Below are 25573 nucleotides of genomic sequence, written 5' to 3' on the forward strand. Positions count from 1 at the left end.
CGCCGGTCCAGTCACGTCGGACAGACGTGAGCCGCGACGGCACACCCCCTTCGGCGACCTCGCGACCCCGAACGGTTCTCTACGTGGCCGACACCGAACGGGCCGCCAGCGACGGTGCCGCCGCGCTCGAGGCCGTCGAGTCGGGACCGGCGCGGTCGGTCCACGCCGTGACGACGGTCGAGCGGGTCCGCAACTGGGCGGCAGAGGCCGACTGCGTCGTCTTCGCCGAGACGCCGACGACGGCGGCGGGAGCGACGCTGCTCGAGGTCGTCGACGCCTGCGGGGAAACGCCGCTGGTCCTCTTTACCGAGTCGTCGTACGCGCCGACGGCCGCCCGATCGACCGACGGGATCGACGGCTACGTTCGCCGGGACACCGACGACGCCGTTTCGCATCTCGCCGACGAGATCGAGTGGGTCTGTGCGGTGGCCGGGACCGTGGCCGACGGGCCGGAACGAGAGCCCGAGTCCGAACCCGATGCGATCGCGCTGGCCGGCGACCGGGCGCCGTCGACCGACCGGGCGGCCGAGCGACTGCTCGAGGCGGTCCCCGAGCTGGCCGCCTGTCGCGACCGCGACCGGCTCTTCGAGCTGGTCGTCGAGACGGTCGCAGACGCCCTCGAGCGGGATCGCTGCTGGCTGTCGACGGTCAACTTCGGGACGTTCGAGCCACGGGTGACGACATCGGCGGTCGGGACCGACGAGCTATCGCCGCTTCCCCGCGAGGGACCGCTCGAGGGCATCCTGCAGTCCGGCGAGGCGCTTCGGATCGACGACCTCGCCGCCGACGATCGGCTGGCCGCCCCGCTCGCGGACGCGGCGTCGCTGTGTTGTGTCCCCGTCGGCGACGTCGGCCTGCTCTGTGTCGCCGCCGCCGAACCTGACGCGTTCGACGAGGCCGACTGCGAGGTCCTCTCGGCGTGGTGTCGGGCCGCCGGCGCGGTCCGCGAGCGGATCGACGACGAAACGGGTCGCCGACGCGAGCGGGACCGCCTCGAGAACCAGCGGGATCGATTCCGGAGCGAGCGGGATCGACTCGCCGAGGAACGCGACCGACTCGAAGACGAACGCGATCGCTTCCGGGCGCTGTTCGCGAACGTCCCGGAGCCGACAGTCCGTTATGAGACCGACGACGGCCAGCCGGTCATCCGAGATGTCAACGCGGCGTTCCACGAGGTGTTCGACGTCGATCCCGAGTCGATTACGGGGACGCCGGTCGGCGAAGACGCCGTCCCGCCGGGACTCGAACACCGACAGACCGCACTGGCGGACGCGCTCCGGTCGGGCGAGCGTCGCCAGCTCGTCAGCCGCCGGGAGTCGGTCGAGGGAGTCCGGGAGTTCCTGCTGACGCTGGTCCCCGTCGAGCCCGACCCGGAGCGCGACGATCACAACCCCGAGGGGCTGATCGTCTACAGCGACGTCACCGCGGCCAACCGGACCGAGCGGGAACTGGCCGCCGCGCGGGCGCGCCTCGAGACGATCACGGACCTGGTCGACGACGACGTTCGAACGCCGCTGAACGTCGCCCGGGGCTACCTCGAACTCGCGGCCGAGACCGGCGACCCTGACCACTTCGCGGAGGTCGACGAGGCACAGGAACTGCTGCGGGAACGGATCGACGAACTGGCCGCGATCGCCCGCGAGGACGACGTCCTCGTCGAGACCGAACCCGTCGCGGTCCACGACGTCGCCCGGCGGGCCTGGGTCGCCGTCGACACCGGCGACGCGCGGCTCGTGACGCAGGCGCCAAACGACCGCGTCCTCGAGGCGGACAAGGCGCGGCTCCGGGAGCTGTTCGAACACGTGCTGGCGGCCGTTATCGACGAGACGGCCGAGAGCGAGGGCGGCACGGACGGTGGCGGCGGGCGCGACGACGGCACCAGTGAGACGCCACCGGTCGTCACCGTCGGCGCGACCGACGACGGGTTCTACGTCGCCCGGCGGGCCAGTGAGGACGCCGACGAGGGAAGTCCGGCGACGGAGCCCGTACCCGGCCAGTTGGCCGCCGCCGACGGCACCGGGTACGGGCTCGGCACCGTCGAACGGATCGCCGACGCCCACGGCTGGGACGTCGGCGTCGCCGAGGACGGCGACCGCATCGCTTTCGCTTTCCGGGGCGTCGACTCGGCCGACGACGGACCTGCGTAGAAAAGCGCGTTAGGGCTCGTTCTCGAGGGCCAGCGACGCCAGCATCGCCTCGAGTTGCAGGCGTTCGTTCGCTCCCTCCGTGATCCGGTAATCGACCTCGCCGAGTCGCTCGAGCAGGCGCACGGTCGCCCGCTCGGGGACGTCGAACTCCCACGCGGAACGGTGCAGTTGGTCGATCACGTCGCCGCCGGCCAGCCCGCGCTCGGTCAGGAGGTCCTCGAGGGCGGCGCGGGCAGCGGTGAAGTCGCCGTCGATGGCGTGTTCGACCATCGCCTCGACCTCCTCGGGGCGGGCGGTGGCGGTGATCGCGAAGACCGTCTCCTCGTCGACGGTCTCGCCCATCACGGCGGCGGCCTGCAGCCCGTTGATCGCCTTCCGCATGTCGCCGTCGGCCGCGAAGACTAGCGCGTCGACCCCGTCGTCGGTGACGTCGATCCCCTCGTTCGCGGCGATCTCACGAACCTGTGCCTCGATGGCGTCTTCCGTGAGTTCGGTAAACCGGAAGACGGCACACCGCGACTGAATGGGGTCGATGATCTGACTCGAGTAGTTACACGAGAGGATAAAACGGGTGTTGTTCGAGAACTGCTCCATCGTCCGCCGGAGCGCGGACTGGGCGTCGGAGGTCAGCGCGTCGGCCTCGTCGAGGAAGATGATTCGATGCGAGTAACCGCCGAACGAAGAACGTGCGAAGTCCTTGATGCGGTCGCGGACAACGTCGATCCCGCGCTGGTCGGAGGCGTTCAGCTCGAGGAAGTTCTCCCGCCAGTCGTCGTCGTAGACCTCGCGGGCGATGGCCTGTGCGGCCGTGGTCTTTCCCGTACCCGCAGGACCGGCGAAAAGAAGATGGGGGAGGTCGTCCTGCTCGACGTAGTTCTCGAGTCGCGGGACGATATCCGTGTGGCCCTTGATATCGGCGAGCAGTTCCGGCCGGTACTTCTCGATCCAGACCTCCGTCTTCCCGGGGGTGGGCTCCGCCGCCTCGGCGTCGGCCTCGCTCATACCGGTCGAAGGTGCGGACGCAAGATAAATCGCCCGAAGGGAGTTCTCGCATCTCGAGCCGACAGCGGAACCGGCACGGGTATTGATACTCGCATAACACGTTTTTCTATTTGCTCGTGGTCGGGAGGCGTATGCAGGGAGAGCGCTACGGTTCACGGCTCCTCGTCGCGATGCTAGTCACAATCGTGATCATCGGCATCGGTCCGCTGACGGTCGCCGCCCAGTCGAACGGCCAGACCGGCGGCACCGTCGTCGTCGAGGAGGACGAAACGGTCGACAGCCTCGAGGCATTCGGGGGCAGCGTCGTCGTTCGGGGAACCGTCACCGGCGACGTCAGTGCCGTGGGCGGTGACGTCCGGATCGAACGCACCGGCGAGGTCGGCGGCGACCTCGAGGCCGCGGGCGGGAGCGTGACGATCGCTGGTACCGTCGATGGCGACGTCGACGCCGGCGCGGGGAGTCTGACGATCACCGAAGACGGAACCGTCGGCGGGACCCTCACGGCCGGCGTCGGGACCGCGACGATCGACGGCACGATCGAGGGCGACGCCGAGATCGGGGCCGATACCATCCGGCTGGGCGAGACGGCGTCGATCGCCGGGGATCTGCGGTACGACGGCGACCTCGAGGGCAACACCGACGCGGTCGGGGGCGAAATCGTGCAGGACGCCTCGCTGGGAGTTGACGTCGCGCCGACGATCCAGCCGTTCGCGTCGTGGTTGTTCACGGCCTACGCCTTCGCCGTGAACCTGTTGCTGGGCGCGCTCTTGCTCGGGCTGTTCCCGCGGTTCTCCGACGGCGTGGCCGACCGCGTCGCAAGCAGTCCGCTCCGGTCGGGGCTGGTCGGGCTGGCCGCCTTCATCGGGATTCCCGTCCTCCTGATCGCGCTCGCGATCAGCATCGTCGGCCTCCCACTGGCGTTCGTCGGCGGCTTCGCGTTCGCCCTGCTGCTATGGGTCGGAGTCATCTACGGTCGCTTTGCCATCGCCGCCTGGGTCCTGTCGCTCGTCGGGCTCGGGAACCGCTGGCTCGCACTCATCGTCGGGCTGGTCGCCGGTGCCCTCCTCTCGCGGCTACCGGTTCCGATCGTCGGCGAGGTGATCGGACTGGTCGTCCTCCTGCTCGGGCTCGGTGGACTCGTTCGCGGCCTCGTCGGCCACTGGCGGACCGCACGGGATCGCGACCGCGAGCGGCCGGCTCCCGGCTCCGACGAACCGACCGTGGACTGACGGCGGCCGACGAGACGGGGTCGGCTCCGCCGCCATCGACTGCGAGCGACGCGCTCAAGAACGCCCCGTTACAAGTGGGGGTATGCAGGTCACCGTCGACGTCAAGGGCGAGGACACCTACGAGTTCGATCTCGAGGCGGTTGCAGGAGCCGACGCCGGCGGGGTCGACGGCCGCGACGCCGAGCCGCCGACCTACGCCGATCTCCTCCGCGAGATCGACCTGAGTCCCCACGAGGTGAGCGTCCTCATCGACGGCCGTCCGGTGCCCGAGGATCGACCGGTCGAGAGCGAGCAGGTGACCGTGCTGCGGCTCATCAAGGGCGGCAGCCGGTAGAGATGTTCGTCCGTCCCGCGACCCCCGAGGAGTCCCTCGACGTGCGGCGGATCCTCGACGCCGCCATGCTCGAGCCCGGCGACGTCGAGGCCCGAATCGAGGACGGCGACGTCCTCGTGGCGGGCGACCGGCGCGACGCGAGCGCCGACGGAACGGCCGGAACCGACCGGATCCTCGGCACCGTCGTCCTCGAGCCCCTCCCGGACGAGCGGGGTGCCCACGTCGCGTCGATCGGCGTTCGCCGTCGCCACCGCGATCGGGGGCTCGGGTCGGCCCTGATCGATCGCGCCTTGGAGCGCGAGCGCCGGCTCACGGCCCGATTCGACGACAGCGTCCGACCGTTCTACGAGCGACTGGGGTTTACGATCGAGGCGATCGACGACCGGCGACACCGCGGCGTCGCGGTGCAGGGAGACGACGATTGACCGAGACCCGTCGCCTGCCGGCCCAGCTTTATCCCGACGGAACGTGGTAGCCACCGTCGCATGGCGCTCCAACGGCTGCTCAGCGGTGATCCGTCGAAGCGTTCGAAGGTCTATCTGGCGATCGGTGCGCTCTCGCTGGCGAAAGCGATCGCCGTCCGCAACGACCGGGAGCGGTTCCGACGCGAGCTACGCGACGCCGGCCTGTTCCTCGGCGTCGGGCTGGCGCTGCGCCGGTTCGGCAAGATGCGGGCCCAGAAGCGCCGGGAACTCGAGTCACAGGTCCCTGACTGGGCGATCGAGTTGGCGACCTCCGAGCCGGCAAAGCGGGGCGTGCGAAACGTCGCGAAACAGCGTCTCGGGCGTGTGTCGGAACCGCAAGCGGAACCGAGCCTGAAGGATCGAGCCCAGCGCGTCCTCTCGAGTCGCTGATTGCCCAGTACAGCGACCGTCTCGAGCGATCGGTCGCGTTCTCACGACGGGATCGGCTCGAGGCTGGCAGTGAAGTGACGCAGTTCGCGGTTTTCGGGCTCGGACGTGATCTCGAGTCCGTCGACCGCTTCGCGCTTCTCGAGGACGGTCGCGGCGGTCTCGGCGACGTGTTCGAAGTGTTCCGCGTGGTACGTACGGCGTGGCACTGCGAGGCGAACCAGTTCCGGTCGGTCGGTGTCGGGGAACGCGAAGCTCCCGAGTTCGACCCCGCGGACGCCGCCCTCGCGATACAGTTCACAGACCAGGGCCTGGCCCGGGAACTCGTCGTCGGAGAGGTGGGGAAGCGCCGCGCCGGCGTCGAGGTAGACGGCGTGACCGCCGGGCGGCGTGTAGATCGGGACGCCCGCGTCCTCGAGCAGATCCGCGAACGCGCGGACGCCGTCGAGGCGGTCGTCGACGTAGGCCGCTTCGACGGCCTCGCGAAGGCCGGTAGCCATCGCGGCGAGGTCCCGTCCGGACATCCCGCCGTACGTGGGAAAGCCCTCGTAGAGGATCGCGCGCTGCTTGCACCGCTCGAACAGCGCCTCGTTGTCGGTCGCGACGAAGCCGCCCGCGTTGGCGAGCCCGTCTTTCTTGCCGCTCATGACGATCGCGTCGGCGTAGCCGAGTTGCTCGCGGGCGATCTCGTCGATGTCGGCGCCGGCGAACTCGTCCTCGCGGCGGCGAACGAAGCCGGCATTCTCGGCGAACCGGCAGGCGTCGACGACGAACGTCGCGCCGATCTCGTCGGCGAACGCCCGCACCCGACGGGTGTTCTCGACGGAGACCGGCTGGCCCGACGTCGAGTTGTTCGTGATCGTCAGAATCACCAACGGTACGCGCTCAGCGCCCACTTCGTCGACGACCGAGCGGGCCCGCTCGAGCGAGAAGTTGCCCTTGAACGGCTCGTCAGACGTGAGGTCGTGGGCTCCTTCGACGGGACAGTCGACCGGGTCGGCCCCCTGATTCGCGACGTGGGCCCGCGTCGTATCGAAGTGCGTGTTGTTGAGCGCGACGTCGCCCTCCTCGAGAAGGGCGCCGTAGAGGACGTTCTCCGCGCCGCGACCCTGATGGGTCGGGACGACACGCTCGAAGCCCATCACGTCCCGAACGGCGGACTCGAGGTCGTCGAAGCTCCGCGACCCCGCGTAGGACTCGTCGCCACGCAACAGTGCGGCCCACTGGGCGTCACTCATCGCACCGGTGCCGCTGTCGGTCAGGAGATCGACGAAGACGTCCTCGGCATCGAGATCGAAGACGTTGTAGCCGGCCTCGGCGAGCGCTCGTTCGCGACGGTCTCGAGAGGGGAGCCGGATCCGTTCGACGACTTTCGACTTGTAGGCGACCATACGGCAACGAGGACGGCGCGCGTGTTCAGTCTAGTTGCGGCTCCGTGTCCATCGATGGCGCGAACCGTCCGTTGCAGGATGGATCGGCTCATCGACGGCCGAAACGGGCGGCCTGCGGTCGAACGCGGCTGCCGAACGCCTCGTCGACCGCAGTCAACGGGCACCGGTGTCGCCGAACGCGTCGTTCCCGACCCGCGTCGGCGTCGGTTCGGGACCGACGAGTTCCAGATCGGTTCCGGCCCGGACGGTGAGCGCGGAATTCGAGTCGCCACCGTCCCCGCCCGCATCGCCGGTCTCGATCGTCTCGGCTCGCCGGCTCGAGGCCGTGGCACCGCCACTCGAGGCGGCGTCGGAGCCGTTGTCGGTATCGGCCGACGCGTCCTCGCTCGACCCGGTCGCCGTGACGGCGCTGAGTTCGGTCGCCGTCGCGTCGATCACGTCGCCGTCGTCACGGACGACGACGTCCGGATCGCCGACGAATTCGAACGCGAGGGCAGCGGCGGGACCGGCCACCCCGTCGGCCGCGTCGCTCCGATCGGGCGGGTCCGGGTCAGCCGCTGAGTCCGCGTCCGCCGGCGTGACGGTCTGGAGGTCGGCGAAGAGTTCGGCCGCCGTCGTGTCGTCGACGGCAGCGTCGTCGGGGATCGGGTCGTGAGCGCCGTCACCCTCGAGGTCCGCCGGCGAATCGACGCCGAACTCGGCGAGGACCGCGTCTGGATCTGGCTCGACGTCGGGGAACACTTCAGTCGGGGTTGAATCCGGGCTCATGACTCGCCCCATTCGGCACCGCCCCTTCGTTACGGCGTCGCTACCGTTGTTTCGGTAGTGATAGTCACGTACTAAAATTTGTCTCGATCGGGCGACAGTCACGATCTGGAATCGATCGAGCGGCGTCGGAGCGGAGCCGACGCCGGAAACCGGTGCCTAGAACAGGTCCTGGGTCAACTCGAGGGTCTTCTCTCGGTCCTCCCAGTCGACGAACAGCGCGACGCTGGTCGCGCTGGTGATGATGTCGTTGAGGTGGATCCGGGCCTCGGACAGCGGGTTGACGATCTCGCTGATGATGCCGGGCTGGTTGGGGAGTTCGCCGCCGGTGACGCGGACGACCGCGACCGGCGAGTCGACGGTGACACTCGAGAGTTCGTCGCGGGCGATGACCTCGCGGTGAAGGATGTTCTCGGCGCGTTCGGCCTCCTCCTCGTCGATGTAGAAGGTGATGGTGTCCATCCCGCTGGCGACGGCGTCGACGTTGACGTCGCTTTCGGCAAGCGCCTCCGAGAGGTGGTTGAAGATGCCGGGCTGGTTACGGATCGCCCGGCCGGCGACCGTGAGACAGGCCAGGGGCCGCTCGCGCAGGTCGACGAGGTTCTTGAACTCGCCCTCGATGCTCGTCCCGCCCGACAGCAAGTCACCGTGCTGGTAGTGGACGACGCGGACGTCTAGCTTGCCGTCCTTGTAGGAGAGCGCGGAAGGGGCGACGACCTCGGCCCCGCGAAACGAGAGGTTCCGGAGTTCGTCGACCGAAATCTCGCCGACGTTGCGAGCCCCTTCGACGACGTGGGGGTCGCCGGTCATGACGCCCTCGACGTCGGTCACGATGACGACCTCGTCGGCGTCCATGTACTTGCCCATCATGACGGCGGTGGTGTCGCTGCCGCCCCGACCCAGCGTCGTGATCGAGCCGTCCGGCCCCTCCGCGAGGAAGCCGGTGATGACCGGAACCGTGCCGTCGAGGTCGGCGGCGACCTCCTGGGCGCGTTTCTGGGTCTCCTCGACGTTGACCTCGCCGTACTCGTCGGTGACGACGGGCCAGCGATCGCTGCCGGGTTCCAGGAAGACGGCGTCGATGCCCCGGGCCGTGAGTGCGGCCTTGAGCATCCGAACCGACGTGCGCTCGCCCATGCTGACGATCTGGGCGCGGTCTTCCTCGTCGGTCTCGAAGGTGATCTCCTCGAGCAGTTCGTCGGTGGTCGACCCCATCGCACTGGCGACGACGGCGATCTCGTGACCGTCCTCGACGGCGGCGGCGATCGAGTCCGCGGCGCGGTTGATCCGGTCGCCGCTACCGAGACTCGTGCCGCCGAACTTGGCTACGACGCGCATGCTGACACCTCGCTGACCGTGTGCGTGACGGTGGTGTGACTCATACTCGTTCCGTTACCAAGGCGTGCAGATAACTGTGTCCCATCGACCGTGTTTTTGCCCCGGTCGTTCGGCCCGCAACGGCCCGAAACTGACAGTAACGATACCAGTCAGGGAAGACACTCGCGACCGGGATTTATTGTCGTGCGTAGCATTACCACATGCCGATGAACGTACGGGACGCTCTCGAGGCCGACGCCGACGCGCTCGCGTCGATCGCCGACTCCCCGACCGACGTGATGCGGAATCTCGTCCACGACCGGACGGTGCGGGTCGCGGAAGACGGGAATCACGATCCCAACGCCGACGTCTCGGGATCGCAATACGACGGCTCCGATCCGGAGGACCTCCTCGGGTTCATTAGCTTCGACGCGCGCGAAGATACTGTTCACGTTACCCAACTCGACGGGACGGACGAAGCCTGCAAACGGCTGCTGGCCGAACCGGTCCGGTTCGCCGAACGCGAGTCGATGGCCGTCGAAGTGCTGGCCGCTCGCGACGCCGATCCGATCGAGACCGCCGCCGAGGACCTCGGCTTCGAGCGCCGGGGCCGCGGCCCGCGGTTCAACGGCTCCCCGACGGTCCGGTTTCGACTCGAGCCCTAGGTTCGACCCCGGTCGGTAGCGACCGCCTCAGCCGACGGTCGACTCGCGTACGGCGACGAGAGCGTTTTCGCTGGGACTTGATTTACTCGACCCCACCGTGATCCCAACTCGAGGTGCTGTTCGGAACGGCGATGCACCGGTACGGGTGAGTGGATCACGAATGACCTACGCAACAAAAATGAGGGGGACCAAAGGAAGTTTTTAACCAGTGTGACGCTACACATGTAGATTCATGGACGCTTCCGACCTCGTTCAAGTATTACTCCTCTGGTACGTTGTGCGAATCGCTCTCGATATGACTCACCTCTCAGGGACAATGGGAGCAGTCTCCGACGTGGTCGGACTCGCACTCTTCTTTTTCCTCCTGCTCTATATTGCCAAAGGAGTTGTAGAAGTGATTGGAGATGCATCTAACGTGTGACTTCGGACGCCACATCGAGTGACACGGAGCTAACTGAACTTCTGGACGGTCACGTCGAGCGTGTCTAGATCGACGATCGGCGCGAAGCCGGCGTCGGGATCGATGTTGACGCTCTTCTGGAAGTCCGTCTGGGCCTGCCAGCAGCCGGAGTTGATCGCCAGCACGTCGTGGTACTTGCCGAACCCGAGCTTGTGGACGTGACCGGTGTGGAAGATATCGGGTACCTCGTCGATGACGAGGTAGTCCTCCTCCTCCGGTGCGAGCCGCGTGTGGCCGCCGAACTGCGGCGCGACGTGGCGCTTCTTGAGGAGGTGGTACATCGCCTTGTGGGGGTCGTCGTAGCTGGCTTTGTCCTCGGGCAGTTCCGCGATGACCTCGTCCAGACTGACGCCGTGGTACATCAGGACGGAGACGCCCTCGAGGGTCACCATCGAGGGGTTGCTCACGATCCGGGGATCGTGGGCGGACATGATCTCGCGCAGTTCCTCGTCGAAGCCGGGCTGGGGTTCGGCCAGTCGGACCGCGTCGTGGTTGCCCGGGATCATGACGATCTCGATGTCGCCGGGGATCTTCTTGAGATGTTCGCTGAAGGCCTCGTACTGTTCGTAGATGTCGACGATGTCGAGTTCCTCGTCCTGATCGGGATAGACGCCGACGCCCTCGACCATGTCGCCGGCCAGCAGCAGGTACTCGACGTGTTCCGCTTCCGCGGTGTGAAGCCAGTCCGCGAAGGCGTTCCAGGCGTCGGCCATGAACTCCTGACTGCCGACGTGGACGTCGCTGATCAGTGCCGCCTGGACGTGACGGTCGGCCGTCGACGGCTCGTGGGTCCGGGGAACGTCGGGGAAATGCAGCGAGTCGACGAAGGCGATCCCCGAGTCGTCCGCCAAGGTCCCCTCCATCGCCAGCACCTCGTCACAGAGCAACTCGTCGACCAGATCGACGTACTCCCGGTCCTTCATCACCAGCCACGGAAAGGTTCCCGTGGCGTCCTCGAGTTCGATCAGCCAGTGGCCGCTGGCAGTCGATCGGATATCGTTGACCAGTCCGACCATCGCGACCTCGCTGCCGCCCGGCATGTCCTGAATGGCGGTCGCCGGCCGGTGGTTGACCCGTCCCTTGAGCTTGCCGCCCAGCCGGTCGAGCCGGTCGCGAAAGACCGAGACGAAGTCCTCGTACTCGCCCGTCCCGGTACTCTGGCCGGTCATGTCGCCGACGATCTCGAGAGCGCGTTTCGCGGGATCGACGGAGCGATCAGCGGGCAGGGACCCCCCCGTTTCAACTGGAGTGGCTCCGGCCGGTTCGTCGCCCGGGTCCGGGTCGGTTCCAGTTGAAACGGAGGGGGTCGAATCGCCGTCGGGAACGGCGGTCGGCTCGGCACGAGCGGCGTCGGGGGCGTCCGCCGAGAGCGCCGCCTCGACGTGTTCGGTCCGGACGACTAAGGCGTCCTCGGGGACCGCCTCGAGGACGCGTTCGAGGGCCGCACCGGGATCCGAGGCCCCGGCGAGCCGCGTCACGGCCTCGCGTTCGGCGTTGTAGCCGCGGCTCGTGAGTTCGCCGACGATCCGCGCGGGGGCCTCGAGTGGCACAGCCGTCACATTCGCGAGCGGAACAAAAAGGGTAGCGAATGCCGGGTCCGCCGGCAACCGGCGACCGATCGGGCTGCTCCGTCGCCGGGACGGGTTCGTCCGAAGCCGGACGAGCGATCGGTCGACCGACCGGCCGCCGCCGGAAGGTTCATGCGCGACTCGACGCAACTGCTCGTCAATGGACGGGCCCGACGCCGGCGAGAGCGACCGCGGCCGATCGGGGCCACCCGACGATCCGCCGACCGCCGACGTGTCCAATTCGGCGGCCGAGCGGGACGGAGCCGACGACCGACTCGCGTCCCGTCCCCGCCCGGGCGAAGGCGTCACGATCGACGACGGGATCGTCCGCTGGTTCCTCGAGGCCGACGACCGAGCGGCAGCCGTGGGTCGGGATATCGCTGCGAGCCTCGCGATCGTCGCCGTCGTCGGCCTCCTGCTGTTTGCCGTCGCCGGTACCTGGCCGCCGCTGGTCGCCGTCGAGAGCGGCAGCATGGAACCCCACCTCGAGCGGGGAGATCTCGTGATCGTCGTCGACGAGGGGCGATTCGCCGGCGACGGTGCCGTCGGCGGAACCGGTATCGTCACGCGCGAGCGCGGACTGGAGACGGGCCACGAGACGCTCGGCGATGCGGGCGACGTCGTCGTTTTCAGACCGAACGGCGACCCGCACCAGACCCCGACGATCCACCGGGTCGCGTTTCGGGTCGAGAAAGGGGAACGCTGGATCGAGACGAAGGCCGACCCGGCGTTCGTCAACGGCGCGGCCTGCGAAGAGATCGCGTCCTGTCCCGCTCCCTACGACGGGTTCATCACGAAAGGCGACGCCAACCCAGCATACGATCAGATCCCGCGGTCCGGGGCGGATACGACCGTCGTCAAACCCGAGTGGGTCCGGAGCAAAGCGATGGTTCGGCTCCCGTGGCTCGGCGAGATCCGGCTGGCGGTGGATTCCGCCCGTTCGCTTTTGGGCGTGGGTCCGGCGGGCGTCGCAGTCGTCGCAGGACTGGTCGCGATCGCGCTGTTTGCCGCGGCTGCCGACGGCCGCGATCCGTAGGACGTTTCGTGCCGGGCACTGCGATCCGTCGCGGCGATTGGCAGTCGCGACGAACGGAAAGTTGATTGGCGGCCCCGGCAAAACGGGGCACGATGAGCGGTTCTGATTCCGGGGATCCCCCCGGCGATTCCGGCGACGATCGCGAGCGGTCGGCGGCGAGTCCCGGCCGCGACTCGCCGGATGACAACGCCGAGAGTTCACAGCAGCGCGATGACCGCAAACACGCCAGTGGCGACGGCGTCACGATCGAGGACGACGGCATCGTCCGCTGGTTCCTCGAGACCGACGACGAGAACGTCGTGTTGGTTCGCGACGTCGCGAGCAGCGTTGCTCTCGTTGCCGTCGTCGGCCTCCTGTTGTTCGCGGTCAGCGGACTCTGGCCGCCGTTGGTCGCCGTCGAAAGTCCGAGCATGGAACCGAACATGCACAGGGGCGACCTGATCTTCATCGTCGAGGACGGGCGGTTCACCGGCGACGGGGCCGTCGGCGACACCGGCATCGTCACGATGCAGCGGGGCGAGGAAACCGGCTACTCGGAGTTCGGGAATCCCGGCGACGTGATCGTCTTCCGGCCGAACGGCGTGACCGAAACAACGCCGATAATCCATCGCGCCCACTTCTGGGTCGAGAAGAACGAGAGGTGGGTGGAAACGAAGGCCAGCGAGGAGTTCGTCAACGGCGCGACCTGCGAAGAGATCGCGTCCTGTCCCGCTCCCTATGCCGGGTTCATTACGAAAGGCGACAACAACCCCGGCTACGATCAGTTGCCGGGGTCGGGTGCCAGAACGACCGTCGTCAAACCCGAGTGGGTGACCGGCAAGGCCATGTACCGGATCCCGTGGCTTGGCCACGTTCGACTGACCGTCGACAGCTTCCTGGGCGGCATGGTCGTCCCCGGCTCGCCTGCGGGTTCGGCCGCTCCCGCGACGACCGCGTCGGCTGCTGGCTCCGGAGCGTCAGGGACAGGACTCGGTGGGGCAGTCGCCGGCGCGACCGGTATCGCCGGACTCGCCGGCGGTGCCGTCCTCGCTGCCGGTCGCTACCGGTCCTGACTCGCAGTTCCGTTCTTGGAGCGTCACCCGTCGGTACTGGCAGCGAAACGAATCGGCGACGAAAAGACCATCGGAGACCGGCGGAACTCAGTTCTCGAACCGAGCCTGTACGAACGGCTGGACGTCGTCGATATCGGAAAGCCGTGAATCGGAAAGGAGGACGGCCTCCGTCTCCTCGAGCGGGACCGAGAGGCTGATCTCCTTGGTCCGGCCGTACCGGCCCTTGGAGACGACGACGGCGTTGACGATGCCGAGCATGTCGAGTTCACTGATGAGGTCCGTTACGCGACGCTGCGTAAGGACGTCCGCGTCGATCTCCTCGCAGAGCCGTTTGTAGATGTTGAACACCTCGCCCGTGTTGATGCTGTGGACGCCGTTTTTCTCGAGCAGGATGATCGCGAAAAGGACGAGTTTGCTCTGGGTGGGGAGGGTGCGAACGACCTCGACGACGCGGTCGAGTTCGATCTTGTCCTGAGCCTGTCGGACGTGTTCCTCGACGATCGTCTCCGACTGGGAGCGCTCGGCGAGTTCGCCGGCGGTCCGCAGCAGGTCCAGCGCACGCCGTGCGTCCCCGTGTTCCTGTGCGGCGAAGGCCGCACACAGCGGGATCACGTCGCCTGAAAGCGCGCCCCCCTTGAACGCGACTTCGGAGCGATGTTCGAGGATGTCCCGCAGTTGATTGGCGTCGTAGGGCGGGAAGACGATCTCCTCTTCCCCCAGCGAGGACTTCACGCGGGGATCGAGGAAGTCGGTAAACTTCAGGTCGTTCGAGATGCCGATGATCGAGACCCGCGAGTTCTCGAGTTCGGAGTTCATCCGCGAGAGATTGTACAGCGTGTCGTCACCGCTTTTCTCGACGAGTTTGTCGATCTCGTCTAACATGATGACGACGACCCGCTCGTCGTAGTCGACGGCATCGAAGAAGACGCTGTAGACCCGGTCGGTCGGCCAGCCGGTCATCGGTACCTCTTCGAAGGAGTCCTTGTCGTCTCGTAACCCCGCGATCCGGGCTTCGATCTCGTCCCGGTCGTCGAACGGCGTCGATGCGAGCGGGTGGTCGGGCGTCAGATCGGCGGCCCCATCTCCGGACGCCTCGGTCCCGTCGGCAGCGTTCTCGAGTGCTGCCGGTTCGGTTTCGGACGATGAATCTGTTCGGTCACCGGACCCCCCTTTTTCGAGTGGAGAATCACCGGACTGCGGTCCGATGTCAGTTCCAGTCGAAGTTTCGGCGTCGCCGTCAACCTCGTCCTCGGAGACGAAATCGAACGGGTCCGACGCCGTCCCGTCCGCCGGCTCGTCGCTCGAGGCATCGACGTCGATAGCGCGGTCGTACGCCTCGAGATCGTCCAGCAGGGACTGGAGTTCGTCGATCCGCTCGTCGATTCGAGCCTCGTTTTTCTCGATGAACTTGTTCGCGAGCTGTGCGAGGACCCGGTACTGGGTGTCGGTGACCTCGCAGTTGATGTACTCGACGTCACAGGGGACCGAGTACTTCTGTGATGTACTCTCGAGTTCCTTGCTGACGAACTTCGCGCTCGCGGTCTTGCCGGTCCCGGTTTTCCCGTAGATGAGAATGTTCGAGGGGGTCTCCCCGCGGAGCGCGGCGACCAGAATCGTCGCCATCTTGTTGATCTGATCGCTCCGATGGGGGAGTTCGTGTGGGGTATAGGACGGTCGCAGGACCTCCTTGTTCTCGAAGATCGGTTCGCCGCTCAACAGATCATCGAACAGGCCCTGATTCGACTCTTCGTCGCCGAGATCAGCGTTCTCGAAGTTTCCCGAGAACCCGTTCGCTCCGTCGACCTCGACCTCGTCCGAACCCGTGATCTCTGAATCGTCGTCTGACATCGGTCGTACACGAACCCCCTGGTTTCGGGTGGAGTACCGAGCCGGCAGCCGGGAAGAGCCTCGTACGATGGCTTCCTTCAGTGGATTCGCGATCCCGGTTACACGATTCGGGTCCAGTTGATGCAAACGAAACAGAGGAAAACCACGCTAATAAATTTGTCCCTTCCCCGTCCGGATCGAGAAGCAGCCGCCGATCGATGGCTGTGACTCGGCCCTGCCAACGACGTCGCGTCCGCCGTTCGGTGGCCGAACGGAACCGATCGCCGCTGTTCACACGCTTGAGTCACGAGCGACACCGCCGTCCGAAAGGTGAGTTCGAACCCGGGATCGGGGGCAGGGGAGAGCATTGGGAACGGAATTTCGAGTCGACCGGCAGGGGGCTGGCTTCGACTGGAACGGACGGACGTACTGCGTGTGCGTTGGTATCTACATGTCGACGTACATGTCGACGATACATGTTGGGGTAGTAACCGAAGAGTGCGGCCGAGTTCTGTATCGGAAGTGGATGTGGGACCGACTGACAGAGTTGGAAGAGAATGTGTGGTGTGCGATACCAATAGCCGATACCTCTCCCCCCCACCCCTTCGTTTCGGGTGGAACGTAGTCCAAGGGTGGGGTGGGGGGAGGGGGTCATTTTGGAGAGAAAGTTTTATTTAGATAGACTAGAAACAGTATCCGCAGAACTAGCAGACAACAGTATTTTGCTAGAGGGTTATTTGGTATTGCTAGTACCTACTAGATCGACACCTCATAGCTCCTCTAATTACTAGATTAGTCTTCGAGTTACTAGAACCGATCCCTCCGCCGCGTTCGGCCTCGAGACCCTCCCGAACGGCGGCTCGAGTGGAAGTCAAGGGAGAATCCGCACCGACTCCGTCTCTTGATCCACTCCCCCGTTCGTTGGTCTCCACTCGAAACGAAGGGGTGGGGGGCTCCGCTCCGTGATCCTACTAGGTGGTCCTTTATCACATACAGTTCGACACACCGTATCGGGCCACTCGTTACCAGAGACCAATGTTGCCCTTCGAAACACGGGTCTATGCTAACGGCTCGGAGAGGAACGCGTTCTCGAGTCCTACTGCCGTTTTCCCTCGATTATCAGTCACTTCTCGTCAGTTCTAGGTAAACCACTGTCCGTCCGACCGACAACTCCCGTTCATCGAATTGTCTACATGTCTGACGTAGGCTTAAGTGAGTTCAGTTTGTAGTACGCGCAACTGCACCCCGCGGTGCTGGAGGCCCCACAGATGGGACTGTTCACAGAACTCAAAGATAGTATCTCTCGGGCAACGGATCGCCTGTTTTCGGAACAGGAGCCCAAACGAATCGGTATCTACGGTCCGCCCAACGCTGGAAAGACGACGCTCGCGAACCGCATCGCGCGTGACTGGACCGGTGACGCGGTCGGCGCGGAGAGTCACGTCCCGCACGAGACGCGACGCGCACGCCGGAAAGAAAACGTCGAGATCGAACGCGACGGCAAGACGGTGACCATCGATATCGTCGACACGCCCGGCGTGACGACGAAGGTCGACTACGAGGAGTTCACCGACGATATGGACGAGGAAGACGCCATCCGTCGCTCCCGGGAAGCGACCGAAGGCGTCGCCGAGGCGATGCACTGGCTGCGCGAGGACGTCGACGGCGTCATCTACGTCTTAGACAGCGCCGAGGATCCGATCACACAGGTCAACACGATGCTGATCGGCATCATCGAATCGCGCGATCTCCCCGTTCTCATCTTCGCGAACAAGACCGACCTCGACGACTCGAGCGTCAAACGGATCGAAGACGCGTTCCCCCAACACAAGACCGTCCCTCTGTCGGCCAAAGAGGGGGACAACATGGACGAAGTCTACGACAACATCGCGGAGTACTTCGGGTGACCACCGATGCCAAAAGCAACTAACGCGGACGATGCCGATGCCCCCGACGGCGTCCAGATCGACCTGATCAGCGGCGAACGCATGGCCGGCATGGCGACGATGGAGAAGATCAGGATGATCCTCGACGGTGTCCACGACGGCAATATCGTCATCTTAGAGGAGGGGCTGACGCCCGACGAGGAAAGCCGGCTCATCGAGGTGACGATGGCCGAGATCAGTCCCGACGAGTTCAACGGGATCGAGATCGAGACCTATCCCAAATCCGAGACCCGCGACTCGTCGCTGTTGGGCCGAATCATGGGCAGCAACGAGACGGAAGCGAAACTGACGGTGATCGGCCCGGCCAACCAGATCGAGACGCTCCACAAGGACGAAACGCTCATCAGCGCGCTCGTGTCCCGCAACTAATGCCCCATCAGTGTACGAACTGTGGCCGGCAATTCGCCGACGGCTCGAAGGAGATGCTGTCGGGCTGTCCCGACTGCGGCGGGAACAAGTTCCAGTTCGCGCCGACCACGACGGCCGCAGCCGATTCGTCGGCCTCGACGGAGGCCGAAACCGACGGTTCAGGGGCAGTCGACGCCGGATCGTCACCGGACTCGAGCGACACCGAGTCCCCGGACGGCGTCGCGACTCGAGCCGCCGAAACCGTCCGGAACCTGATGTCCGCCGGCTCGGCCGACGACGCCGAATCGGACGGTGCCGACCACCGACGACCGGCGGATACGGAACCGACTGCGGACACGGAACCGACCGTGGACACGGAACCGACCGTGGACACGGAACCGACCGTGGACGACGGTTCCTGGCCCTCGGGCGGGGCCGCCGAGACGGACGGTTCGGAGCCGGCAACCGGCAACGATGCCGGTTCCGCAGGGGAATTCGACGAATGGCCGGAGACGGCTCGCCGACCCGCGGACCGCTCCGACCCGCCGGCGGATCGGACGGTTGACGACACCGACCGGCCCGATCGGTCGTCGGACGGCTCGAGCCGGCCGACAGAGGGCCCGACGACGACGTACGCCGACGACGAGAACACGGCACAGGCCGACGCCCGAAGCGAGGTCGTTCCCACGGACGAACTGCCGGCACACGAGGGTGACGAACCCCGACTCGAGACCGAGAGTGGCGACGAGTCCCATCCCGGCACCGATGCCACGGGCGACTCCTCACCCGTGACCGACGCCGCCGACGCGCCACCGGACCACGGACGGGTCGTTCAGGAGCCGAGCGGCCAGCGCCCGTCGATCGAGGAACTCCGGGCGGAACTCAACGAACAGTTCGAGAGCATCAAGATCGTCCGCCCGGGTCAGTACGAACTCAACCTGATGGAGCTGTACAACCGCGAGGAGTACATCATCTCGCTTCAGGAGGACGGCCGCTACGTGATCGACGTACCGGACTCGTGGCGAGACGCCGACGACGAGTGACACGGCCTCCGACACCCCTCCGTTTCGATTGTAATTCACCTGTCGTCTCCTTCGTGGCTCTCTCACACAGTGAAACCCGTTCCATTGGAAACGATGCCCACAATCCGGCTCTCCAACAGGTCGTACTGACGGCGATCCGACGACGGAGTCTCACGCAACTTCGGTGTGACCGTCGAATCCACTGTAGCCGCTCGAGGGCAGTCTCCGAACGAAGAAAGATGGATTTAAACGACGCGGCTACGACCCCTCGAACATGAGTACCGCAACCAAGGTCGTTCTCGCGACGGTCGGAGTATCGGCGCTCCTGTCGATCCTGCTCGTCTTCCAGACCGCACTCGCCTGATGTTCGAGGCCCGTGCGCTCTCGGCGGCGGTCGACGCCGTCCGCGAGAGCCACGCACCCGACGTCCGTGTCCTCGACTGCGAACGCGACTTCGAGACGTTGAACCCGGCACGCGCGGAGGATCTCGGGCTGGTCGTCGACTCGCTCGAGCCCGCGAGCTACCCGGCAGCGTGGCTGCCCGAGGACGCACCGACGCTGCTCGCTCGCTACGCGAGTTCGGAGCTGACGATCGGGATGCCGGGCGACGGCAGCGTCGCCTGGACCCGCCAGACCGAGCCTCCGATCGTGCTGGTCAAACCGCGCGTCGAGGGCTCGCCCGACGCCTTCATCGACTTCCTGATCGCCGAGGCACTGGTCCAACTCGATCTCGGTGTTCCGGAACACTTCATCGGCTTCTTCGAGGACTCCTATCCCGCCCTCGATCGGGCGGTCGAACTGGACCCGAACGGCACCTATCAGGTCGCCGCGGCGCTGTACGACGGCTGGGTCGGACTGCAGACCCGGGAGGTATTCGCCGAGTGGCACGACGACCACCCCGGCCTCGCCGACGCTTGGCAGGACGCGGGGACCCGCCTCGAGGATCGTGTTTCGGACCTGCCGCGGGCGGTCGCACGCGGCGACACCGACTTCGCCGACGCGACGGAACTGGCGTGTGCGGCGATCAAGCACGCGATCGAGTTGCCGGCACCCTTCGCCGCGCTCGACACCGAGGCCTACCTCGATCACGGCCCCGAGTACGCCATCCAGTGGGCCGAGACGACCTTCGAGTCGCTCGAGAACTAGTTCGTTTGGCGTCGGCTGTCGGCAACTAGACGCCTGCACTCGATCGTCCAAACGAGTCATGACACAGCACGCGCCACGCTGCGACGCTTTTCTGTGACCGGGAACCCGAACTCACCGCTGATCGCCGCTCAGAAGTCGGCGTCGATGCTGCCGTCCTCGTCGAGGTCGATTACGCCGTCGAACCGGTCGCGGAATCGGTCGACCAGTTCCTCGTCGTGGGGGTCCTTGGCGAGGTGGAACAGTCCGACCGCGTCGTACTCGGCGAGCAACTCGAGGATCCGGTCGACGGCCTCGAGGGCCTGCTCGTCGCCGGCGTAGTAGGCGAGTTCGGTGACGGAGTCGATACTGATGCGGCGTTTGCCGTCGTGTTCCGCGAGGAAGCCGTCGATGTGATCGACGATGCCGTCGACGTCGTCGGGGGCAGCGACGTAGTGGACGGTATCGGAGGAGCGCCGGGAGTAGCCGCGTTCGATGCTCAGCGTGTCTAGGATCTCGGCCCGTTCCTCGTCGACATCGTAGTACTCGAGTTTCTGTCTGACTTCGCGGGCGGTGGTTCGGGTGGAGACGACGAGGAAGTTGTCGGTATCGGTCTTGAAGAAGTCGGTGTCGATACGGTCGGTCTCGCCGGTACTCGGATGCAACAGGAGTACCCCGGTGCCGCCCGGTATGGTTGCCGGTGTCCCGTCTATCTCGAGCGTATACTCCATACTGGCCGCAACAACTCCGGGAACTCCCTTAAGCGTGCGGATGTCTCTCCCGGGGAAGTCGGAAGCGGTGGAAGGGTCTGAAAAACTGGCGAGGGGTGGGACAGTGCGACTCACCGAACGTCGAGACGAAATCCGGATGCCCACGGATTTCGATCCGACGACCCTTCGCCCACTACTTTTTAGGCCAGCCTAAAGAGTCTGTCGGTGGTTCTCGTGGCAGTGAGAACGATCGCCGATACCGGTGATCGTCGTCCCATCGATACCCCTGCGCTACTGCTGTCCCATTCCATCGGGGTTGCTTCCGTCTCGATGCGAACGCGTTTAGGGTCGCGGCGCGACGCTTGTGGATATGAGCGTTCGCGAGGAGTTCGACGACTGGGCGGCCAGCGGTCGGGATAGAGGCATGGAAGAACGACACTGGCACACCGCAAAACACGCGCTCGCACGGATGCCGATCGAGTCCGGCGACACCGTCCTCGATCTCGGCTGCGGGAGCGGCTACGCCGGCCGCGCCCTGCGGGACACGAAGGACGCAGGGCGGGTCTACGGCCTCGACGGCTCGCCGGAAATGGCACACAACGCGGCCGGTTACACGGACGAGTCGGCCGTTGGCTACCTCGTCGGGGACTTCGACGAGTTGCCTTTCGCCGACGATTCGATCGATCACATCTGGAGCATGGAGGCGTTCTACTACGCCGCCGACCCCCACCACACCCTCGAGGAGATCGCCCGGGTTCTCCGGCCCGGCGGTACCTTCTACTGTGCGGTCAACTACTACGAGGAGAACGTCCACTCCCACGAGTGGCAGGAGTTCATCGCCATCGAGATGACCCGGTGGGACCGCCACCAGTACCGCGACGCCTTCCGGGAGGCGGGCTTGCACGTCGCCGAACAGGACAACATTCCCGACCGCGAGATCACGATTCCGCCCGCGGCCGAGTTCCCGACCGAGGACTGGGAGACCCGCGAGGCGATGGTCGAACGCTACCGCGAGTTCGGGACCCTCTTGACCGTCGGCGTCGCACCCTGATTCCCCGCATTCGGCCGCCCGCCACACAAGAATCGCGTTCTGCCGCCCGCGATCGATCCGGAGTCGTGGGTCGAAACCCCCCGGTTTCCACTCGAGGTTCGTAACCCCCTTCGAGGGGCCGTCACACGGCCGCTGACTCGAGTCGAAACGGTCCCCTCCGATCGGTGACAGTCTCGGGATCGTGACCGCGGTGACTCCGCCGCCGCTACTCGTGGCGTTCGCCGGCCGGAATCGCGACCTCGAGCCAGTTCTCCTCGGGCGGGAGCGGACAGTCGAACGTCTCGCTGTAGGCACAGAACGGCGAGTACGCGAGGTTGAAGTCGACGACGATCTCGTCGCCGTCCGCGAGGTCCCGATCGGGCTCGAGTTCCATGTAGCGGCCGCCGTCGTAGCTCTGCTGCCCCGTCGTCTTGTCCCGGAAGGGAACGAACAGCGGCTGTTCGTTCGGGCTCTCCTGCTCGTAGGCCGCGAGTTCGAACGTCCCGTCCTCGAGGTCCTCGTCCTCTCGATCCAGTTCGAACTCGAGCGTCGCGACCCGCAGATAGCGCATCTCTCGGCCCGCCGTGGTGTCCATCAGCACGACCTCGGGCTCGTCGTGGACCGTCGCGGTCGCGGTCACGCGGTAGGCCGGATCCGGCTCGAAGTAGTCCAGTCCCGCGAAGTCCTCGCGCTCTTCGGGCGGGATCGGCGACTGCGGATGATCGGCGAAAAAGTCGTCTTTCTCGGCGCGCTTGGACTCGAGTTCCGTGCGCCAGCGGTCGACGTCGATGGAATCGCTCATAGCCGACGTAGTCGACCGAGTGGGGAAGGCGTTGCGCTTCGGCTCGCGGGGTCGCTGCGGGGCGCGTTCGATCGGCGCGTCGAAAACGGCGCGTAAGCGGGCCCTCTCTGTGACCGGTCGGTCGCTCTCCGACAGTCCGGCTCGTTACTCGTCGATCGTGAGGACGCCGTTCCGGGCCGAGACGGCGGTCGCTTCCGGCGGGAGTTCGAACTCGAACTGCTCGCCGTCCGCGACGATGATCGCGGTCGACCCGACGACGTCGACCGAGATGTCTGCGGCCGAGGTGCCGAAATCGACCGCGATGGTGCTACCGTCATCGTATTCGAACGTGCGAACGACGACGTCTCGGTCGACGTTCTCGAGAGAGTGGGGAACCTTCACATACGGTCGTAGGTACTGAGCTAAGTAAAGGCTCACGCTGGCAGCAATCGGGCGAGTCGATCGCGGAGGGTTCGGTGGCCGTCATCGCGTTCCGATCCGCTGCTCGACCCGACGTTTATCACTGATCGGGCGGCGACTCCAGTCCGTCAACGCTATGGACGACCGACCATGAGTACTGGCAGAATGACGGACTGGCGGACGGTGTTCGGCCACGACGAGCCCTACGAGCCGCAGGTCGACGGTATCGAGACGGCCATCGACACCGGACGGGAGGGCGGTTACACCGTTATCGAAGGGGCCTGTGGCACCGGGAAGACGATGATCGCGCTCACCGCCGGGATCGATCTGGTGCGCGATCCCGACACCGACTACGAGCGCGTGTTCGTCCTCACGAGCGTCAAACAGCAACTCCGCCAGTTCGAAGCGGACCTCGAGACGATCAACGAGAACCTGCCGGCCGACTGGAACCCCGTGTCGGGACTGACACTCGTCGGGAAGGCCGACGTCTGCCCGTACAACCGGGAGAAGACGGCGGGGTTCGACGACGGCAACGTCTACGACCGCTGTGAAACCCTGCGGGACCGCACCCGCGATCTCACCGGCGAGGGCGGCGACACGACCGCGAAGAACCTGGCCGCCCGCGCCCGCAGCCAGCAGATCGGGCTGGCCGACAGCGGGACCCGATCGAAAAACACCTTCCTCGAGACCGCCGGGGAGCCGACGCCGTACCCGCCTGACCTGCCGGAGTACGGCGAGGGCGGGCCGGTCGGGGCCGAGACCGAGTACTGTCCGTTCTACGCACAGTATCTGGAGGACCTGCCGGACGACGAGGACGGATCGCCCGCGGAGGCGATACCCTACGACTTCACCGATGCGGGAATGATCACGCCCGAGGACCTCGTGGCCCGATCGGTGACACACGGCACCTGCCCCCACTCCGTGATGGGGGCCGCCCTCGGCGAGGCCGAGGTCGTCATCGGCAACTACTACCACGCCTTCGATCCCCGCACCGTCGGCTCTTTCACCGGCGCGCTACTCGACGACTCCACGTTCGTCGTCTGCGACGAGGCCCACATGTTAGAGCCCCGGGTCCGCGACCTGGTCAGCGAGGGCGTCGCCGACGCGACGCTTCGAGACGCCGAGACCGAACTCTCGCGGGTCATCCAGCCGGTCAAGTTCGAGCGCGAGGGCCGACAGGCCGAGGGCGGCTCCAAGACCGCCGACGCCGACCTCGTCCGCGCGGAGCTGAACGACAGCGACGTCTCCTACGAGGAACTCAACCGCACCCTCGAGTTCGTACAGGACCTCCGGGCCGAACTCGATCGGCGCGTGACGGCCTACCTCGACCGGTCGTATCGGGGCTGGCAGTCGAACCTGAACGACCTCGAGGATGCGGAACTTCCCCTCCGGGACCCCGCAGCGCCCGCCGAGGACGAACTGACCGAGTGGGCCCGCGAGGCGGGGTACGGTGACGCCGACTGGGTCCGCGCCGAGGCCGTCGGCGCGGTCGTCCAGCGGGTCTTAAACGAGGCGGAAGACGAGGACCGGACCCGCGCCGCGCCCGCCGTCGGGCGGGTCCTCGGCGAGTGGTACCGCCGCGGCCACACCGATTACTTCCGCGAGATCGAACTCGAGCGCACCTGGGACGACACCGAGCCGCCCGATTCGTGGCGACGGGCCTACAACGCTCGCCTCTCGCTTCACAACTGCGTCCCAAGCGACGCCATCGGCGACCGACTCGGGCACTTCGGCGGCGGCGTCCTGATGAGTGCCACCCTCGAGCCGATCGAGGCCTTCACCGAGGTGACGGGCCTGCAGTACCTCGCACGGGAGGAGGACCGACCGGTCGTCGAACGCCGGTACGGCCTGCACTTCCCCGCCGAGAACCGCGAAAGCTTCGCGGTCGCCGCGCCGAAGTACACCTACGACAACCGCGGCCGGCCGGGCGAGGAGAACCCGACCCGCCGCTCCTACGCGAACGCCGTCGCGACGGTCGCCCGGCTCCCCGGCAACGTCCTCGTCGGCATGCCCAGTTACGCTGAGGCCGAGTGGATCGCCGGCCGGCTCGAGAGCCGGGTCGACAAACCCGTCCTGCTCGACGTCGCCAGCGACGACGAGACCACCGAGTCGCTCAAAGACGAGTTCTTCGCGGGCGAGGGGAAGGTACTCGTCACGAGCCTGCGGGGCACGCTGACCGAGGGCGTCGACTACAGCGGCGACCGCCTCGCCGCCGCGGTCGTCTGTGGCGTGCCGATCGTCAACACCTCGAGCCCGCGAACGAAGGCCGTCCGGCGGGCTTACGACGACGAGTTCGGCGACGGCTTCACCTACGCCCTGACGATCCCCGCGGTCCGGAAGGCTCGACAGGCCATCGGTCGGGTCATCCGCAGCCCCGAAGACGTCGGCGTTCGCGTCCTGCTCGACGAACGGTACGCCCGCGACAGCTGGGACTCGGTCCGCCCGTATCTCCCCGACGACAACGAGTTCCAGCCGGTCAGTCCCGACATGCTCGACGTGGGTCTCGATCGGTTTCAGTCGCGGCTCTCCTCGCAGTAGTAGCCGGCGATA

The 25573-nt window shown here is 66.3% G+C and carries 25 protein-coding genes; 16 read left to right on the forward strand and 9 right to left on the reverse strand.

Features of this window, described 5'->3' with window-relative positions:
- Positions 1 to 26: 26 nt before the first annotated feature.
- On the forward strand, positions 27 to 2147 hold the full coding sequence (locus ACSBP4_RS00910) for a GAF domain-containing protein (protein WP_435551099.1): 2121 nt from the start codon (positions 27 to 29) through the stop codon (positions 2145 to 2147).
- Positions 2148 to 2156: 9 nt separating this feature from the next.
- Here ACSBP4_RS00910 and ACSBP4_RS00915 read toward each other — a convergent pair whose 3' ends face one another.
- Positions 2157 to 3149: a replication factor C small subunit gene (locus tag ACSBP4_RS00915; protein ID WP_006648477.1), complete on the reverse strand. Its 993-nt coding sequence runs from the start codon at positions 3147 to 3149 to the stop codon at positions 2157 to 2159.
- Positions 3150 to 3280: 131 nt separating this feature from the next.
- On the opposite strand from ACSBP4_RS00915, the gene ACSBP4_RS00920 reads away from it, so the two are divergent.
- From ACSBP4_RS00920 to ACSBP4_RS00935, 4 genes are all read left to right on the forward strand, one after another.
- A complete protein-coding gene (locus ACSBP4_RS00920; protein ID WP_435551100.1) occupies positions 3281 to 4378 on the forward strand; it encodes a bactofilin family protein in 1098 nt (365 codons plus the stop codon).
- Positions 4379 to 4460: 82 nt separating this feature from the next.
- The gene (gene samp2 / locus ACSBP4_RS00925; protein WP_373632133.1) at positions 4461 to 4712 is read left to right on the forward strand and encodes a ubiquitin-like small modifier protein SAMP2; all 252 of its coding nucleotides are present in this window, start codon (positions 4461 to 4463) and stop codon (positions 4710 to 4712) included.
- A gap of 2 nt (positions 4713 to 4714) precedes the next feature.
- Positions 4715 to 5137, forward strand: coding sequence for a GNAT family N-acetyltransferase (locus ACSBP4_RS00930; protein ID WP_006648474.1), 423 nt, complete (start codon positions 4715 to 4717; stop codon positions 5135 to 5137).
- Between the two features lie 60 nt (positions 5138 to 5197).
- On the forward strand, positions 5198 to 5566 hold the full coding sequence (locus ACSBP4_RS00935; protein WP_435551101.1) for a hypothetical protein: 369 nt from the start codon (positions 5198 to 5200) through the stop codon (positions 5564 to 5566).
- 41 nt (positions 5567 to 5607) lie between these two features.
- Here the strand turns inward: ACSBP4_RS00935 and ACSBP4_RS00940 are convergent, their stop codons facing one another.
- The 3 genes from ACSBP4_RS00940 to ACSBP4_RS00950 form a co-directional block, all read right to left on the reverse strand.
- Positions 5608 to 6954, reverse strand: coding sequence for a tryptophanase (locus ACSBP4_RS00940; protein ID WP_435551102.1), 1347 nt, complete (start codon positions 6952 to 6954; stop codon positions 5608 to 5610).
- A gap of 153 nt (positions 6955 to 7107) precedes the next feature.
- Positions 7108 to 7734, reverse strand: coding sequence for a hypothetical protein (locus tag ACSBP4_RS00945; protein ID WP_435551103.1), 627 nt, complete (start codon positions 7732 to 7734; stop codon positions 7108 to 7110).
- Positions 7735 to 7878: 144 nt separating this feature from the next.
- A complete protein-coding gene (locus tag ACSBP4_RS00950; RefSeq protein ID WP_006648470.1) occupies positions 7879 to 9057 on the reverse strand; it encodes an aspartate kinase in 1179 nt (392 codons plus the stop codon).
- Between the two features lie 206 nt (positions 9058 to 9263).
- Here ACSBP4_RS00950 and ACSBP4_RS00955 point away from each other — a divergent pair, with 206 nt between their 5' ends.
- Together ACSBP4_RS00955 and ACSBP4_RS00960 are read left to right on the forward strand one after the other, a co-directional pair.
- The gene (locus tag ACSBP4_RS00955; protein WP_015298622.1) at positions 9264 to 9701 is read left to right on the forward strand and encodes a hypothetical protein; all 438 of its coding nucleotides are present in this window, start codon (positions 9264 to 9266) and stop codon (positions 9699 to 9701) included.
- 232 nt (positions 9702 to 9933) lie between these two features.
- Positions 9934 to 10122, forward strand: a complete 189-nt coding sequence (locus ACSBP4_RS00960) for a hypothetical protein (RefSeq protein WP_435551104.1) — start codon at positions 9934 to 9936, stop codon at positions 10120 to 10122.
- Between the two features lie 29 nt (positions 10123 to 10151).
- Here the strand turns inward: ACSBP4_RS00960 and ACSBP4_RS00965 are convergent, their stop codons facing one another.
- Positions 10152 to 11711, reverse strand: coding sequence for a DNA-directed DNA polymerase II small subunit (locus ACSBP4_RS00965; protein WP_006648469.1), 1560 nt, complete (start codon positions 11709 to 11711; stop codon positions 10152 to 10154).
- Positions 11712 to 11889: 178 nt separating this feature from the next.
- Between ACSBP4_RS00965 and ACSBP4_RS00970 the strand changes: the two genes are divergently transcribed.
- Positions 11890 to 12765, forward strand: a complete 876-nt coding sequence (locus tag ACSBP4_RS00970) for a S26 family signal peptidase (protein ID WP_435551105.1) — start codon at positions 11890 to 11892, stop codon at positions 12763 to 12765.
- A gap of 92 nt (positions 12766 to 12857) precedes the next feature.
- On the forward strand, positions 12858 to 13817 hold the full coding sequence (locus tag ACSBP4_RS00975) for a S26 family signal peptidase (RefSeq protein ID WP_435551106.1): 960 nt from the start codon (positions 12858 to 12860) through the stop codon (positions 13815 to 13817).
- A gap of 87 nt (positions 13818 to 13904) precedes the next feature.
- On the opposite strand, the gene ACSBP4_RS00980 is transcribed toward ACSBP4_RS00975, so the two are convergent.
- Positions 13905 to 15665, reverse strand: a complete 1761-nt coding sequence (locus ACSBP4_RS00980; RefSeq protein ID WP_435551107.1) for a Cdc6/Cdc18 family protein — start codon at positions 15663 to 15665, stop codon at positions 13905 to 13907.
- 1247 nt (positions 15666 to 16912) lie between these two features.
- Here ACSBP4_RS00980 and ACSBP4_RS00985 point away from each other — a divergent pair.
- The 5 genes from ACSBP4_RS00985 to ACSBP4_RS01005 all read left to right on the forward strand — a co-directional run bounded on the left by ACSBP4_RS00985 (position 16913) and on the right by ACSBP4_RS01005 (position 20106).
- Positions 16913 to 17551 (forward strand): Era-like GTP-binding protein, encoded by a 639-nt coding sequence (locus ACSBP4_RS00985; RefSeq protein ID WP_006648465.1) that lies wholly within the window; start codon positions 16913 to 16915, stop codon positions 17549 to 17551.
- A 6-nt stretch (positions 17552 to 17557) separates the two neighbouring features.
- Positions 17558 to 17959: a DUF2073 domain-containing protein gene (locus tag ACSBP4_RS00990; protein WP_006183099.1), complete on the forward strand. Its 402-nt coding sequence runs from the start codon at positions 17558 to 17560 to the stop codon at positions 17957 to 17959.
- Positions 17959 to 18981, forward strand: coding sequence for an OapC/ArvC family zinc-ribbon domain-containing protein (locus ACSBP4_RS00995; protein ID WP_435551108.1), 1023 nt, complete (start codon positions 17959 to 17961; stop codon positions 18979 to 18981). The genes ACSBP4_RS00990 and ACSBP4_RS00995 overlap by 1 nt, the downstream gene beginning before the upstream one ends.
- A gap of 253 nt (positions 18982 to 19234) precedes the next feature.
- Positions 19235 to 19324 (forward strand): hypothetical protein, encoded by a 90-nt coding sequence (locus tag ACSBP4_RS01000; RefSeq protein WP_015299283.1) that lies wholly within the window; start codon positions 19235 to 19237, stop codon positions 19322 to 19324.
- Positions 19324 to 20106, forward strand: a complete 783-nt coding sequence (locus ACSBP4_RS01005; RefSeq protein ID WP_049965258.1) for a DUF7089 family protein — start codon at positions 19324 to 19326, stop codon at positions 20104 to 20106. Before ACSBP4_RS01000 ends, ACSBP4_RS01005 begins: the two co-directional genes overlap by 1 nt.
- A 128-nt stretch (positions 20107 to 20234) precedes the next feature.
- On the opposite strand, the gene ACSBP4_RS01010 is transcribed toward ACSBP4_RS01005, so the two are convergent.
- Entirely contained in the window at positions 20235 to 20813 is a 579-nt protein-coding gene (locus tag ACSBP4_RS01010; RefSeq protein WP_006648462.1) for a DUF7090 family protein, read from the reverse strand.
- A gap of 349 nt (positions 20814 to 21162) precedes the next feature.
- On the opposite strand from ACSBP4_RS01010, the gene ACSBP4_RS01015 reads away from it, so the two are divergent.
- Positions 21163 to 21843 (forward strand): class I SAM-dependent methyltransferase, encoded by a 681-nt coding sequence (locus tag ACSBP4_RS01015; protein WP_006648461.1) that lies wholly within the window; start codon positions 21163 to 21165, stop codon positions 21841 to 21843.
- A gap of 205 nt (positions 21844 to 22048) precedes the next feature.
- On the opposite strand, the gene ACSBP4_RS01020 is transcribed toward ACSBP4_RS01015, so the two are convergent.
- Together ACSBP4_RS01020 and ACSBP4_RS01025 are read right to left on the reverse strand one after the other, a co-directional pair.
- Positions 22049 to 22624 (reverse strand): DUF1684 domain-containing protein, encoded by a 576-nt coding sequence (locus ACSBP4_RS01020; protein WP_435551110.1) that lies wholly within the window; start codon positions 22622 to 22624, stop codon positions 22049 to 22051.
- A 144-nt stretch (positions 22625 to 22768) separates the two neighbouring features.
- The gene (locus ACSBP4_RS01025) at positions 22769 to 23005 is read right to left on the reverse strand and encodes a DUF7127 family protein (protein WP_049965260.1); all 237 of its coding nucleotides are present in this window, start codon (positions 23003 to 23005) and stop codon (positions 22769 to 22771) included.
- A gap of 183 nt (positions 23006 to 23188) precedes the next feature.
- On the opposite strand from ACSBP4_RS01025, the gene ACSBP4_RS01030 reads away from it, so the two are divergent.
- Positions 23189 to 25561 (forward strand): ATP-dependent DNA helicase, encoded by a 2373-nt coding sequence (locus tag ACSBP4_RS01030; protein ID WP_435551347.1) that lies wholly within the window; start codon positions 23189 to 23191, stop codon positions 25559 to 25561.
- Positions 25562 to 25573: the final 12 nt, after the last annotated feature.

The organism is Natrinema sp. CGMCC1.2065 (genome assembly GCF_051225675.1).
In the GTDB taxonomy this organism is placed as follows: Archaea; Halobacteriota; Halobacteria; order Halobacteriales; family Natrialbaceae; genus Natrinema; species Natrinema thermotolerans.

What these genes read in the sequence shown, in the direction of transcription:
- ACSBP4_RS01030 (WP_435551347.1), top strand. Translation starts at nt 23,189, where the DNA reads ATGACGGACTGGCGGACGGTGTTCGGCCACGACGAGCCCTACGAGCCG.
- ACSBP4_RS00930 (WP_006648474.1), top strand. Translation starts at nt 4,715, where the DNA reads ATGTTCGTCCGTCCCGCGACCCCCGAGGAGTCCCTCGACGTGCGGCGG.
- ACSBP4_RS01015 (WP_006648461.1), top strand. Translation starts at nt 21,163, where the DNA reads ATGAGCGTTCGCGAGGAGTTCGACGACTGGGCGGCCAGCGGTCGGGAT.
- ACSBP4_RS00990 (WP_006183099.1), top strand. Translation starts at nt 17,558, where the DNA reads ATGCCAAAAGCAACTAACGCGGACGATGCCGATGCCCCCGACGGCGTC.
- ACSBP4_RS00995 (WP_435551108.1), top strand. Translation starts at nt 17,959, where the DNA reads ATGCCCCATCAGTGTACGAACTGTGGCCGGCAATTCGCCGACGGCTCG.
- ACSBP4_RS01000 (WP_015299283.1), top strand. Translation starts at nt 19,235, where the DNA reads ATGAGTACCGCAACCAAGGTCGTTCTCGCGACGGTCGGAGTATCGGCG.
- ACSBP4_RS00955 (WP_015298622.1), top strand. Translation starts at nt 9,264, where the DNA reads ATGAACGTACGGGACGCTCTCGAGGCCGACGCCGACGCGCTCGCGTCG.
- ACSBP4_RS00970 (WP_435551105.1), top strand. Translation starts at nt 11,890, where the DNA reads ATGGACGGGCCCGACGCCGGCGAGAGCGACCGCGGCCGATCGGGGCCA.
- ACSBP4_RS00980 (WP_435551107.1), bottom strand. Translation starts at nt 15,665, where the DNA reads ATGTCAGACGACGATTCAGAGATCACGGGTTCGGACGAGGTCGAGGTC.
- ACSBP4_RS00960 (WP_435551104.1), top strand. Translation starts at nt 9,934, where the DNA reads ATGGACGCTTCCGACCTCGTTCAAGTATTACTCCTCTGGTACGTTGTG.
- ACSBP4_RS00945 (WP_435551103.1), bottom strand. Translation starts at nt 7,734, where the DNA reads ATGGGGCGAGTCATGAGCCCGGATTCAACCCCGACTGAAGTGTTCCCC.
- ACSBP4_RS01020 (WP_435551110.1), bottom strand. Translation starts at nt 22,624, where the DNA reads ATGAGCGATTCCATCGACGTCGACCGCTGGCGCACGGAACTCGAGTCC.
- ACSBP4_RS00935 (WP_435551101.1), top strand. Translation starts at nt 5,198, where the DNA reads ATGGCGCTCCAACGGCTGCTCAGCGGTGATCCGTCGAAGCGTTCGAAG.
- ACSBP4_RS00920 (WP_435551100.1), top strand. Translation starts at nt 3,281, where the DNA reads ATGCAGGGAGAGCGCTACGGTTCACGGCTCCTCGTCGCGATGCTAGTC.
- ACSBP4_RS00975 (WP_435551106.1), top strand. Translation starts at nt 12,858, where the DNA reads ATGAGCGGTTCTGATTCCGGGGATCCCCCCGGCGATTCCGGCGACGAT.
- ACSBP4_RS00950 (WP_006648470.1), bottom strand. Translation starts at nt 9,057, where the DNA reads ATGCGCGTCGTAGCCAAGTTCGGCGGCACGAGTCTCGGTAGCGGCGAC.
- ACSBP4_RS00985 (WP_006648465.1), top strand. Translation starts at nt 16,913, where the DNA reads ATGGGACTGTTCACAGAACTCAAAGATAGTATCTCTCGGGCAACGGAT.
- ACSBP4_RS00915 (WP_006648477.1), bottom strand. Translation starts at nt 3,149, where the DNA reads ATGAGCGAGGCCGACGCCGAGGCGGCGGAGCCCACCCCCGGGAAGACG.
- ACSBP4_RS01010 (WP_006648462.1), bottom strand. Translation starts at nt 20,813, where the DNA reads ATGGAGTATACGCTCGAGATAGACGGGACACCGGCAACCATACCGGGC.
- ACSBP4_RS00940 (WP_435551102.1), bottom strand. Translation starts at nt 6,954, where the DNA reads ATGGTCGCCTACAAGTCGAAAGTCGTCGAACGGATCCGGCTCCCCTCT.
- ACSBP4_RS01005 (WP_049965258.1), top strand. Translation starts at nt 19,324, where the DNA reads ATGTTCGAGGCCCGTGCGCTCTCGGCGGCGGTCGACGCCGTCCGCGAG.
- samp2 (WP_373632133.1), top strand. Translation starts at nt 4,461, where the DNA reads ATGCAGGTCACCGTCGACGTCAAGGGCGAGGACACCTACGAGTTCGAT.